The 12593-nt window shown below is 72.2% G+C and carries 12 protein-coding genes; 4 read left to right on the top strand and 8 right to left on the bottom strand.

The window, feature by feature from the left end:
• The 4 genes from QL987_RS00340 to QL987_RS00325 all read right to left on the bottom strand — a co-directional run bounded on the left by QL987_RS00340 (position 1) and on the right by QL987_RS00325 (position 2238).
• Positions 1-285, bottom strand: a complete 285-nt coding sequence (locus QL987_RS00340; protein ID WP_111074083.1) for a hypothetical protein — start codon at positions 283-285, stop codon at positions 1-3.
• A gap of 241 nt (positions 286-526) precedes the next feature.
• Positions 527-1192 (bottom strand): SDR family NAD(P)-dependent oxidoreductase, encoded by a 666-nt coding sequence (locus tag QL987_RS00335; protein ID WP_290155635.1) that lies wholly within the window; start codon positions 1190-1192, stop codon positions 527-529.
• An 82-nt stretch (positions 1193-1274) separates the two neighbouring features.
• Positions 1275-1676, bottom strand: a complete 402-nt coding sequence (locus QL987_RS00330) for a cupin domain-containing protein (RefSeq protein WP_290155633.1) — start codon at positions 1674-1676, stop codon at positions 1275-1277.
• Positions 1677-1731: 55 nt separating this feature from the next.
• Positions 1732-2238, bottom strand: a complete 507-nt coding sequence (locus QL987_RS00325; protein WP_290155630.1) for a hypothetical protein — start codon at positions 2236-2238, stop codon at positions 1732-1734.
• Positions 2239-2376: 138 nt separating this feature from the next.
• On the opposite strand from QL987_RS00325, the gene QL987_RS00320 reads away from it, so the two are divergent.
• Positions 2377-3495 carry a PQQ-dependent sugar dehydrogenase gene (locus QL987_RS00320; protein WP_290155629.1) on the top strand — a complete coding sequence of 373 codons (1119 nt, stop codon included), beginning with the start codon at positions 2377-2379 and terminating at the stop codon, positions 3493-3495.
• A 26-nt stretch (positions 3496-3521) separates the two neighbouring features.
• On the opposite strand, the gene QL987_RS00315 is transcribed toward QL987_RS00320, so the two are convergent.
• The gene (locus tag QL987_RS00315) at positions 3522-4589 is read right to left on the bottom strand and encodes an SDR family oxidoreductase (protein WP_290155627.1); all 1068 of its coding nucleotides are present in this window, start codon (positions 4587-4589) and stop codon (positions 3522-3524) included.
• Positions 4590-4797: 208 nt separating this feature from the next.
• Here QL987_RS00315 and QL987_RS00310 point away from each other — a divergent pair, with 208 nt between their 5' ends.
• Entirely contained in the window at positions 4798-6330 is a 1533-nt protein-coding gene (locus QL987_RS00310; RefSeq protein WP_290155625.1) for an NlpC/P60 family protein, read from the top strand.
• A gap of 109 nt (positions 6331-6439) precedes the next feature.
• On the top strand, positions 6440-7678 hold the full coding sequence (locus QL987_RS00305; protein WP_290155623.1) for an MFS transporter: 1239 nt from the start codon (positions 6440-6442) through the stop codon (positions 7676-7678).
• Positions 7679-7733: 55 nt separating this feature from the next.
• Here QL987_RS00305 and QL987_RS00300 read toward each other — a convergent pair whose 3' ends face one another.
• From QL987_RS00300 to QL987_RS00290, 3 genes are all read right to left on the bottom strand, one after another.
• Positions 7734-8372: an ATP-binding cassette domain-containing protein gene (locus tag QL987_RS00300; protein ID WP_290155621.1), complete on the bottom strand. Its 639-nt coding sequence runs from the start codon at positions 8370-8372 to the stop codon at positions 7734-7736.
• Positions 8372-10399 (bottom strand): hypothetical protein, encoded by a 2028-nt coding sequence (locus QL987_RS00295; RefSeq protein ID WP_290155619.1) that lies wholly within the window; start codon positions 10397-10399, stop codon positions 8372-8374. Before QL987_RS00295 ends, QL987_RS00300 begins: the two co-directional genes overlap by 1 nt.
• A gap of 111 nt (positions 10400-10510) precedes the next feature.
• Positions 10511-11491, bottom strand: coding sequence for an NAD(P)-dependent oxidoreductase (locus tag QL987_RS00290; protein WP_290155617.1), 981 nt, complete (start codon positions 11489-11491; stop codon positions 10511-10513).
• Between the two features lie 88 nt (positions 11492-11579).
• Between QL987_RS00290 and QL987_RS00285 the strand changes: the two genes are divergently transcribed.
• On the top strand, positions 11580-12560 hold the full coding sequence (locus QL987_RS00285; RefSeq protein ID WP_290155615.1) for an aldo/keto reductase: 981 nt from the start codon (positions 11580-11582) through the stop codon (positions 12558-12560).
• The last annotated feature ends 33 nt before the right edge of the window (positions 12561-12593 follow it).

Here is a 12593-nt window from a genome sequence, read left to right as displayed (position 1 = left end):
CTACTCGGTCAGCCGGACGAGCAGGGGCAGGAAGAGCCCGGCGAGCCAGGAGAGCACGAGCACCGAGGCACCGACCGCCAGGAGGCGGCGGCGACTGCGCTGCTTCGGGCTCTCCGCGATGCCCCAGACGCCGGCGCGGACGAGCAGGCGGTTCGCTTCGCCGACGAGGCGGCGGACCTCCGGGTCCTCCATGTCGAGGTCGCCGTTCTCGGCGTGCTCGGCGATGGCGGTGGCTTCGTCGACCGTCAGCGCGGTGTCGCCCGTCGCACGGTCCCTGCGTCGCATGCGCCCACGGTAGCCCGCGGGTGCCCGGAGGGCCACCGTGGCGGCCGCGGGGCGGCGCGCGGCGCGCTCGGGCTGCGCACAACGGAAACCGGCTCGAACCACGGACTCCCGTGGTTCAAGCCGGTTGCGGTTGTGCGGCGGCAGCTCGCGCCAGCGGGCCGCCGCGCGCCAGCGGGCCGTGGGGCCGCGGCAGACGGGAGGCGCGGGGCGGGCCGGCACCGCGCCTCCCGTCCGGCGGCGGTCACTCGGGCAGCGGCTCCGCGTACGTGCGGAAGTCGCCGCGCTCGGTGTGGATCGCCCACAGCCGCTCGGCGATCGACCGACCCGAGTGCTCGTCCTGGCCGTCGTCGATGCCGAACGGGATGATCAGCTGGCCGACGTGGACGTCCTCGTCGCGGACGGCGTCGTGGAGCAGCTGTGCGTACGCGGTCTCGCCGGCGAACGCGACCGAGGTGCCGGTGACGCGGGCTCCCGGGCGGACGGCGCTGCCGCCGTTGACGAACAGGATCGTGCCGTGGCCGAGCGCCCGCATGCCGGGCAGGACCTGACGGACGGCGTTCACCGAGCCGTAGACCGAGAACTCGATCGGGCCGACGAGGTCCTCGGCGGTGGTCTCGAGGACGGGCCGCATGTACTCCTTCGCGGGCAGCGGGCTGTACTGCAAGACCTCGATCGGGCCGAGCTGCTCGGTGGCCTGCTCGAGGGCGTGGCGGAGCGAGTCGCCGTCACGGACGTTCGCGGCGAACCCGGCCGCCTGGTGCCCCTGCTCGCGGAGGGACGCGGCGAGCTCGTCGAGCCGCGCCTGGTTGCGGGAGATCAGGGCGACGGCGAAGCCCTCGCGGGCGAAGCGTTCCGCGACGGCGAGCCCGAGGCCCTTGCCGGCGCCGACGATGGCGATGGTGGTCATGTGGTCCTCCGGGGACGGTTGGTGGTCGTTCCACTGAACCAGGCGGCCCGGTGCGGCAGCCCGGGGTCGGTGGCCGGGACGGTCAGGGGCGGTGGTACTCGTCGTCGGCGACGTGCTCCAGCCAGGTCGTCGTCGTCGCGGGGTCGTCGGCGTTGTCGAGCATCGCCAGGTGCGCCATGAAGTCGTCGGGGGTCGCGCCGTGCCAGTGCTCCTCGCCCGGGGGCGTGTACAGCGTCTGGCCGGGGTGCAGTTCGACGACCTGGCCGTCCCGCGTGCCGACGAGGGCGACCCCGTCGGTGACGTGCAGCGTCTGTCCCTTGACGTGCGAGTGCCAGGCGGTCCGGGCTCCCGGTGTGAACCGGACCAACGCGACGGTCATCGTCTGCCCGGGCTCCTTCGGCGCCGCGATCGGGTCGAGCCAGACGTCGCCGGCGAACATCTCGGGCGGGTTCTTCGTGGTGGGCTGCTTCGGTTCGATCTGCATGCCGTCGACGGTAGGACGATCGGGTCGACGTCGGGAGGGTCTGGTCGAACACCCCTCAGCGGGAGCCAGAGACCTGCGGCGTCCACCCGGGTGTGGCGATCGTGCCGTACCAGAGCGCGTACTCCGACCGGTCACTCGTGCGCGCCTGGATCCACACCCCGGAACGAGCGGGCACGGTCACCGGGATGCGCGCCGTCCGTCCACACCGCAGCGCGGCCCGGCCCGCGACGACGCCGTCCTCGCCGTCGCGGCCCTCGGGGAAGACCCGGACCGTGACCCGGACCGCTCCGGCATCGCGGCAGACCGCGACGACGTCGTAGTCGCCAGCCGGGGTCGACTCGCTGATGAGGCCGCCCTCGGCGACGTCGCCGCTGCGGAGGAGCTGCCCACCGCCGCTGTCCCAGCCGTCGGGGTCGGCGACGGTGTCCGCGGTCCGGTCGAGCCAGGCCTGGGCGGAACGTTGCCGGTCGGCATCGGTGCCCGAGCACGCCGTCAGCGCCAGGACGCCGAGGACGAGTGCGGCGACGGCGACGAGCCGGCGGCTGCCAGCGGTGGTCTGCATGCCCGGAGCATGGCACGGCCGACCGACACGACGAGCGTGTCCGTGTCGTGTCCGTGTCGTGTCCGCGACCCGCACACGCCCAGCCCCTCCGCACCTCCGCGGGGTGCAATCGGTCCACACCCACCCCGGAGGCACCCCATGACGCAGACCCGTCGTACCGTCTCGGCCGTGAGCGTCGCGCTCGTCGCCCTGGCCCTCACCGCCTGCACCGGCGACGACCGGAGCGACCCGTCGGGCGCACCCCGGGCCTCCGCCCCGGCCGACCTGGCGACCGGCCAGGTCGCACCGGACGGGCCAGCGAGCGACGTGGCCACCGGACTGGAGGCGCCCTGGTCCGTCGTGCGCACCGGTGACGGTGCCGACGCGCTCGTCAGTCTGCGCGACTCGGCCGAGGTGCTCGAGCTGTCAGCCGACGGTGACACCCGCACCGTGGGCACCGTCCCCGGCGTCCGGCACGGCGGCGAGGGCGGCCTGCTCGGGCTCGCCCTGCACGACGACGACCTGTTCGTCTACTCGACCGGCGAGGACGGCAACCGCATCGAGCGCTACGACCTGCGAGGCTCGACCGGCTCGTACACGCTCGGTGACGCGACGACCCTGATCGACGACCTGCCCGCGAACACCTTCCACGACGGCGGCCGGATCGCGTTCGGACCGGACGGCATGCTCTACGCCAGCGTCGGGGACGCCGGCGCGAGCGAGGACGCGCAGGACCAGGACTCGCTCGCCGGCAAGATCCTACGACTGACCCCGGACGGCGACGTGCCGGACGACAACCCGTTCCCGGACTCCCCGGTCTGGAGCCTCGGGCATCGGAACGTCCAAGGGCTCGGGTGGAGTGCGGACGGCACGATGTTCGCCTCCGAGTTCGGGCAGGACCGACGTGACGAACTGAACGTCATCGAGCCGGGCAGCAACTACGGCTGGCCCGAGGTCGAGGGCACCGGCGGCGAGGACCAGGGGTTCGTCGACCCGGTGCAGCAGTGGGCCACCGACGACGCCAGCCCGAGCGGTCTGGCCGTCGTCGGCGACACGGTGTTCATCGCGAACCTGCAGGGACGGGTGCTCCGTGGCGTGCCGGTCGATGACCCCGGCAGCGCGCACGAGTACTTCGCCGGGGAGTACGGCCGGATCCGCACGGTCCTGGCCGGGCCGGACGACACGCTGTGGTTCGTCACGAACAACACCGACGGGCGCGGTGACCCCGGCGCGGGCGACGACCGGATCGTGCAGGTCCCATTGACCACCGGGTCCTGACGCCCCTCGTCGAGGACGCCCGGCAGTCAGGGGACGAGCCGCTCCGCCCGGTAGCGGTCGAACAGCCGGGTGAACGAGTCGAGGGTGCGGTGGTGCTCGGTGAACCCGGCGAGCCGGCTCTTCGACATGTCGGTCATCACCTCGATGTCCCGACCGAGGTCCGCGTCGGTGTGCCACCAGGACGCCAGGCGCTCCAGGTCCGGCTCGACCAGGCCGTGCTCGGCGACGATCTCGGCCCAGACCGGTGCCGCGTCGGCCATCTGCTCCTCGAAGGGGCGCGGGGCGGTGTCGAAGCCCTCGGCCTCGACGCCCAGGTGCGCGGCGATCCGCGGCCACATCCAGCGCCAGCGGAACACGTCGCCGTTCGCGGTGTTGAACGCCTCGTCGGCCCCGGCCGGGTCCGTCGCCGCCCACACCATCTGCGCGGCGAGCAGGTCGGCGTCGGTGACGTCGGTCAGGCCGTTCCACTGCGTCTCGCTGCCGGGGAACACCATCGGTCGGCCGGTGTGCCGGCTGATCGCCGCGGCGACCGCGATGGTGAGCCCCATGTTCATGGCGTTGCCGACCGCGTACCCGAGGACGGTGTGCGAGCGGTGCACCGACCAGGTGAAGCCCTGACGCGCGGCGACGGCGAAGAGCTCGTCCTCCTGCGCGTAGTAGAAGTTGTCGACGTCCAGGCGCGGCTCGTCCTCGTGGAACGGGGTGTCCGGCATCGCGCCCTGCCCGTACGCCTCGAACGGGCCGAGGTAGTGCTTCAGCCCGGTCATCAGCGCCACGTGCTGCACCGGTGCGTCGGCGAGCGCGGCGAGCAGGTCGCGGACCATGCCCCCGTTGACGGCGATGTTCTCGGCCTCGGTCGCCTGCCGCGACCACGCCGTGAAGAACACGTGGGTGGCGGGGACGTCCGCCAGGGTCGTGGTCAACGACCCTGCGGAGCGCAGGTCGGCGGAGCGCCAAGTGACGCCGTCGCGTTCCGCTCCCGGGCGGCGGGAGAGCGCGGTGACGGTCCACCCGTCGGCGACGAGGTGGTCGACGATCGCCGATCCGGCGATGCCGGTGGCGCCGACGACGAGGGCGTGCGGGGTCGCGGTCATGCGGGTCCTTCCGGTGGAGGGCGGTGAACCGGAGACAACACCTGTCGGCTGTGTGCATTCCGTCCCGCGCGTGGTCCTCCCCGAGCCCGCCCCGCTGAGACTCCGCACACCTCTGCGGCCGCGATGCCAGTACCGGAGCGGGATGTCCCCCAGCGGTCCTCCGAATGCCGGACTTGTCGACCCCTGGCAGCGGCCCGAGCATTCGATCGTGAAGCACACTCAAGGGGAACTCGGAACGACGCCGAAGACGGCGCGCTCCCGGGTCAAGGTCGGATTCATCGGGATCGTGACAGCCACGATCGCTCTGGTGGGGGCGGTGGGGCTCGCCACACCGGCCCTCGCCGCACAGCCCGGACAGAACACGGGCGGCGGGCCTTCCACAGCGGCCAACGACGCCATCGCCTACGCGGAGAGCATGTGGAGCACGAGCGACGGCGGCCAGAACAACAGCACCTACTACGCACTCGGCGGCAACGGCCCCAGCGCATGGGACTGCTCGGGCCTGGTCTGGAAGTCGTACCTCCAGGCCGGCATCGACCTGTCGAACGGTGCGTCCCGCCCGGTCGTCGGTGACGAGTACAACGCGTTGAAGAGCAACCTCGTGTCCCGGGCGAACGCGGAGCCCGGCGACATCCTGTTCTGGACGAGCACCGGCACCACCGGCGGCGACTTCCTCCACGACGGCATCTACCTCGGCAACGGGTACATGGTCGCAGCGGCCGCTCCGGGCGAAGGCGTCAAGGAGCAGACGCTCTGGTCGGAACCCGGTGAGCAGCTCCTCGACGTCGTCGGGCGACCGACCGGTTCGCTGAGCGGCTCGGGCTCGGGCGGCAGCACCGTGAAGACCACGACCTACGTCACCGCTGCACAGGTCAACACCGGCAAGCTCTGGAGTGTCACGGCGGGCAACGCAGCGACCGCCTACCCGGTGGGCGTCGCTGCGGGAACCAGCCCGGCGATCGCCACCCTCGGCGGCGGCAAGTACGTGACCGCGTTCCAGGCTGCGGGCGGTGCGCTCTGGACCGTCGATTCGGGCGGAGCGGCGACGTCGTTCCCGGTCGGCATGAAGGCCGGTACGAGCCCGTCGATCATCCCCACCTCCGGCGGTGGGTACGTCGTGGCGGTGCAGACCAACACGGGCAAGCTCTGGACGATCACGAACACGAAGGCGGCGACCGCGTTCGACATCGGCATGGCGGCCGGGACGAGTCCCTCGATCGCGGCTGTCGGCAGCGGCTACGTCGTCGCCGTCCAGACGAACACCGGTGACCTGTGGAGCGTCACGAACACCAAGGCCGCGACGTCGTTCGGCGTCGGGATGCAGGACGGCACCAGCCCGTCGATCACTGCCACCGCGAACGGTGGCTACGTCATCGCCGCGCAGACGAACACCGGTGCGCTGTGGAGCGTGACGAACACGAAGGCCGCAACCGCCTTCCCGATCGGCATGCAGGACGGCACCAGCCCGTCGATCCTCGCGCTCTCGAACGGCGGCTACGTCATCGCTGCGCAGACGAACACCGGCAAGCTGTGGACGATCACGAACGGCAAGGCGGCGACGGCGTTCGACATCGGCATGGCATCGGGCACCAGCCCGGCCATCGCCGCGGTCGGCAGCGGTTACGTCGTGGCGGTCCAGACGAACGGCAACGACCTCTGGACGGTCACGAACGACAACGCCGCAACCTCGTTCAACGTGGGCATGAAGGCAGGAACGAGCCCCGCGATCCTCGCCCAGTAGTCCGTCCTGCCCGATCAGGAGCACCCCGCACCACCCGGTGCGGGGTGCTCCTGCACGAGGTACGGACGTGACCTCCCTCGTGTGGTCGTCTGCGCCTACCGTCGTGGAGGTGACACCACAGACCCCGAACCCGTCCGGACCGCACGGCATGACGACCGGCCGTACCCTCCTGTTCGCCGTCGGCGGTGGCGCCGCGGTCGGGAACCTGTACTGGGCCCAGCCGCTGCTCGACGAGATCGCCGCGGACCTGCACGCTTCGTCGTCGCTGGCCGGGTTGCTCGTCACCGTGACGCAGGTCGGGTACGCGCTGGGGATCCTCCTGGTCGTCCCCCTCGGTGACGTCCTGGACCGTCGGCGTCTGGTCCCCGGGGTGCTCGTCGCGTCGGCCGTCGCGCTGCTGCTCGCCTCGGTCGCACCCTCGTTCGGCGTGCTGCTCGGTGCCCTCGGCCTGGTCGGGCTGACGACCGTTGCCGGGCAGCTCCTGACACCACTCGCCGGCGACCTGGCCGACCCGGCCGCCCGAGGTCGTGTGGTCGGCACCGTGGCGTCCGGCATGCTCACCGGCATCCTGGTGTCGCGGACGGTCAGCGGGCTCGTGGCCCAGGTGGCCGGCTGGCGCGCGATCTACGTCGTCGCCGCGGTCGCCGCCCTCGTGCTCGCGGTCCTGCTGCGCCGGGCGATCCCCCACCTCGACCGTCGCGACCGCGTGCCGTACCCACAGCTCATCGGGTCGGTGTTCCGGGCGGTGGCGCACCACCGGTCGGTGCAGGTGACCCTGGTGCTCGGCGCGTCGGCGTTCGCGGTGTTCACGATGTTCTGGACGGCGCTGACGTTCCTGCTGAGTGCTCCGCCGTTCGGGTACTCCCCTGCCGCGATCGGTCTCGTCGGGCTGGCCGGGCTCACCGGGGCTGTCGCAGCCCAGCGTGTCGGACGTCTGCACGACCGCGGATTGTCGGTGCCGGTGACCGGGGCGGCGCTCGCGCTCGGGCTCCTGTCACTGGTCGTCGCCGGGCTCGGAGCGCGGTCGATCGTGGTCGTCCTCATCGCAGTGGTCCTGCTGGACGTCGGGGTGCAGGCGGCGAACGTGCTCAACCAGACCCGGCTGTTCGCGATCGACCCGGCAGCTCGGAGTCGGCTCAACACGGCCTTCGTGACCGGGAACTTCATCGGGGGCGCCGTCGGTTCCGCGCTGGCCTCGGTGCTCTGGGGGCTCGGCGGGTGGACGGCGGTCACGATCGGTGGGGCCGTCCTGTTCGGGTTCGCCTTGACGGTGTGGGCGGTCCACCGCCGCGGGGCACTCGCGCTGCCGGGTGGTGGTGACGCCGCGGCGGGAGCCGGGAGGCCCTGACCACGACCGTCGCGGAGCAGCGGTCACACCGCACGCCAGGACCACTGCCGGTGGCTCACCTCAGACCCGTCGGCTCCAGCCGCAGGACGCTCGCCGCCCAGGCGACGACGGAGGGGTCGTGCGTCGCGACGAGCACAGCAGCTCCGGCCGATGCGAAGTCGGTGAGCGTCTCCGACACCATCCGGGCGTTGTCGTCGTCGAGTGCGCTGGTCGGTTCATCGGCCAGGATGACGTCGGGCTGCTTCACGAGGAGTCGAGCGAGTGCGACGCGCTGCTGCTCACCGCCGCTGAGGTCGTGCGCACGGTCGCTTCCACGTCCTGCGAGTCCGACCCGCTCCAACGCCTCGGCAGTCCGCATCCGGGACCCCCTTCGTGCACGACCCGGACGTCCGATGTCGATGTTGGCGTCGACCGTCATGTCGTGGACCAGGCCGAAGTCCTGGAAGAGGTAGCCGAGGTGGTCCCGCCGGAGTCGTCTGGCTCGACCGAAGCTCCTGCCCGCGGTCGTCCCGTCGATGCGCACAACCCCGGAGTCCAGCGAGTCGATGAGCCCGATGCAGTCGAGCAGGGTCGACTTGCCCGATCCGCTCGGTCCGGTGAGTGCGAGGACCTCGCCTCGCGCCACACCGAACGACAGGTCCTGCCAGAGCAGCCGGCCACCCCGGCGCTTCGTTGCACGGTCCACCTCGAGCATCACGATCCACCTCCACGGGACCGGACGACCGCCCGGGTCGAGACGGCGACCACGGCCACGGCCACCAGCGCGAGCAGCACGAGCACCGCGGCTGCCGATGCTCCACCCACGCCCGCCGAACGCGCGGCGGGATCCAGTGCCGAGACGGCTCCCGACCCGTCAGGTCGTGCTCGCCACCAGCGGTTCACGACCGCGACAGCGCCCACTGCCAGCAGGAGGCACTCGATGAGCAGCAGGTCGCCGTTCGCTCGAGCCGACGGGCGACCGGCCGCGATGCCGGTGAAGAGTCGACGGCCGTGACGTCGGTGATGTGCCGTGGTACCGATCACGGCGAGGGCGACGACGACCGCCAGACCACTGATCGTCGCGAGCACCGCGATGCCCACGGCGGTCTCGGCCTGGCGTCGACGTTCAGCTGCCGCCTGCCCCACGGACACGACTGCGCTGAACTCGTCGCCGAGATCGGCCGCGTCGATGGCGCGATCGGCAGCGGCTTCGGAGGTGAAGACGACGTCACCGGTGGACAGCCAAGCCCCGAGCTGGTCCGGCGTGAAGACACGGGAGGCATCCGGGACGACGACGACCACGGCATCGGTCAGCCAGGAGACCGCCGACGAGTCACCCGCGTACGTGTACGCCCCGGCGGATCGGAGGACCCCACCGCCGATGTGCCGTCGCTGCTCGTCGGACGCCCCGCGGAGTTCCCAGCCCACCAACGCACGGACCACCGCCGCTCGGTCGAGGTCGGACCCCGGCGGGGTCCAGACCGCGATGCGGTCGTCGGTCACCGTGATGCGGTCACCGTTCTCGGCCCGGAGGTCCTGATGACGCAGGTACTCGGCGTCGACGAACAGCGCGGGGGCGGACTCCGAACCGGTTCCCGTGCCGACCTCGACCGCGGCGGTGAGCAGGGCGTCGTGCCGGTCGAGCGCGGTGCCGACGAGATCACCGATCCGGTCCCAGTAGTCCTGCGTCGTCGATCCGGGCCGGGGGTCCGGGGTGACCCACAGTTGCACGGCTTGGCCGGCCGCACGGAGCTCACGGTCACCGGATCCCGACCGGGCCGCTGCGACTGCCGCCGTGAGGTCGAACACCGCGGCGACCAGAAGCAACGTCGCGGAGAGTCGAGCAACCTGTGCCACCAGGACGATCGTCCCCGGAGGGCGAGCTCCCCTGAGGGTGGCCGCGATCGGACGGCGGGCCGCGATGAGCGTTCCGCCGACGTGGACCGCCATGACCGGGATGAGCAGGGCTGCCAGGAACACCGCTGCCGAGGTCGCGAAGGTCGCCCACGCCGCGAGACCGTTGTGGCACCAGAGGATGAGTCCGACGACCGGTGCTCCGACCAGCGCGACGAGCACGGTCGCCCGGGCCTCGGACAACTCGGAGCCGACGATCGCCCAGGCGCTGCGACCGTGTAGACCGCGGACAGCCGTCCGGCGTGGCGATCCGACCGTCCCGACCAGGCAGAGCGTCACACAACCGAGCACGAGGCAACCGACGAGTCCGGACGTGCCCTTGACGCCCCCGGCGACGCCGAGGCGGTCGAGGACGGGGACCGACTCGGAACTGGTCGTGAAACCGGCGGCCTGCAGCGCTGCGACAGTGGCCCGTCCGGCGCCGTCGTCACCGATGACCTCGTACGAGCCGGCGGGGTCGTAGCGGTCGAGTGCCGCCATCGGCCGCACCGTCGTGCGTACCGTCCGGGAGAAGTCCGCGTAGCCGTCCCGCAGCCACTCGGCACCGTCGGTCCCCGGCGCGGCGGTCACCAGAGCGGTGCGCCGGGCGGTCGGTGCGGACCGGTCGGCGACGGTCCGGACGACCGTGGCCTGGTGTCGTCGTGCGACGTCTTCGAGGGCGGCGGCGATCCGGCCGTTCGACGTGATCCCGCGCTCGGCCACGGCCGTCACGACGGAGGCGACACCGACCACGCCGGACTCACTGAGTCGGGTCGCTCCGAGGAAGGCGAGGACGACGGCGAGCAGTGGGGGGATGACGTAGGCGAGACGCACAGAGCGCATCCGCATGGGTCTCCTTCCACGCAGCAGCAGTCACGACCAGGGAGCTGCCATGACCAGGGTGCCGGGTGGGGACACCCCCGGAGGAGTATGCCGTATTTCAGGCGTGCGAAAGGGGCGTCACACGAGCAACGCCCCCGCCACCTCGACCTCCCCGTGCTCCACGAGCCACCGCACCGCGTCGAGCACCGTCTCCTCCGCCGTGTACCGCGGCGCGTACCCGAGCAGCCGCCGAGCCTTGTCGATGCTGAACACGTGGCTGCGCGACAGGTGCTCCCAGCTCGCGTCCGCGTGCTCGGCGGCGGTGGCCTCGCGGAACCGGTCCCACGTGACGGGCTCGAGCCGGGCCTCCTGGCCGAACCAGGACGCGGCGAGCGCCGCGTACCCCCGCGCGTTCAGCGCCGTGGCGGCGACGATGGTGAAGTCCTCGCCGACGGCCGCGTCGCGGTGCTCGACGGCGAGCGCAAAGGCCTGGGCGACGTCGTCAGCGTGGACGTGGGCCATCGTCTCGGCACCGAGGCCGGGCACGAGCAGGGGTTCCCCGGCGCACAGCGTGCGCCAGACCGACGGGTCGAGGTTGCCGACCGGGCCGATCGGTGCCCAGCCCGGGCCGCTGATGTGCCCCGGGTGGAGCGAGGTCGTGGCGAGACCCCCACGGGCGGTTTCTTCCTTGAGCATCCGGGCGATGGCGTCCTTCTGCGTGCCGTACTCGCCCACCGGCGGGGTCGCGTTCTCCTCGGTGACGGGCAGCACGGCGCTGGGTCCGGCGCGCCAGATCGAGCCGCAGTGGACCAGGTGCACGTCGGTGCCGCGGAGCGCGTCGACGAGGGCGGTGGCGGACTCGAGGGTGAAGCAGACGAGGTCGATGACGACGTCGGGGCGCAGTCCGACGATGCGGTCGCCGAAGACGCCGTCGCGGTCCTCCTGCTCGCGGTCGGCGGTGACCTGCTCGACCTGCTGCCACTCCGGGGCGTCGACGTAGGCCGCGCGGGTGCCGCGGCTGATGGTGACGACGTCGTGACCGGCACGCACCAGACGGGGGACAAGGAAGGTGCCGATGTGGCCGGTGGCACCGATGACGACGACGCGCTGTCTGCTCATGCCGTCACCGTACGCGCGGCCCGCCGCTCGCCACGCGCAGCGGACGATGCCATCGTCCGCCCGGCGACCAGGGGCTAGCGTCGGTCCCATGCAGCGACGCACACTGGGCCGTACCGGCCGTGAGACCTCCGTGATCGGACTCGGCACCTGGCAGTTCGGCGGCGACTGGGGTCCGGTCGCGGCCGAGGACGCCTTCGCCGTGATGGACGCCTCCGCCGAGGCCGGCACCACCCTGTTCGACACCGCCGACGTGTACGGGGACGGCCGGAGCGAGCAGCTCATCGGCCGATGGGTCGCCGCGCACCCCGAGGCCGGGGTGACCGTGGCGACGAAGATGGGTCGCCGCGTCGACCAGGTGCCGTCGAACTACGTCGCCGCGAACTTCCGGCAGTGGGTGGACCGGTCGCGTGAGAACCTCGGCCAGGACACGCTCGACCTCGTCCAGCTCCACTGCCCGCCGACCGAGGTCTTCTCCGACGACGCCGTCTACGACGCGCTCAACGCCCTGGTCGCCGACGGGTCGATCGCGGCGTACGGCGTCAGTGTCGAGACCGCGGACCAGGCCCTGACCGCGATCGCCCGACCGGGGGTCGCGAGCGTGCAGGTCATCCTCAACGCGTTCCGCCTGAAGCCGCTGGACCGCGTGCTGCCCGCCGCCCGGGAGGCCGGGGTCGCGATCCTGGCGCGCGTCCCGCTGGCCTCGGGGCTGCTCACCGGCAAGTACACGACGGAGACGACGTTCGCGCCGGAGGACCACCGCACCTACAACCGGGAGGGTCAGGCCTTCGACCAGGGCGAGACCTTCAGCGGCGTGCCGTTCGAGGACGGTGTCCGTGCCGCGCAGGAGTTCGCCGCGTCCCTGCCCGAGGGCGTCTCCGTCCCGCAGGCAGCGCTGGCGTGGGTCGTCGCCCAGGAGGGCGTGACCGCCGCGATCCCCGGTGCACGGAACGCCGAGCAGGCCCGGTCGAACGCGGCCGCCGGGTCCCTCGACCTGCCGGACGACCTCGACGCGACCGTGCACGAGCTCTACGACCGGTGGTTCCGCGCGACGGTGCACGAGCGCTGGTGACCGGCGGCCCCGGGGCCCGCTGACGTCCGGAGC

This window comes from Curtobacterium sp. APC 4022 (assembly GCF_030407555.1).
GTDB lineage: Bacteria > Actinomycetota > Actinomycetes > Actinomycetales > Microbacteriaceae > Curtobacterium.
The sequence above is the reverse complement of the archived record's forward strand: the minus strand, read 5'-3'. Positions and strand labels throughout refer to the sequence as shown.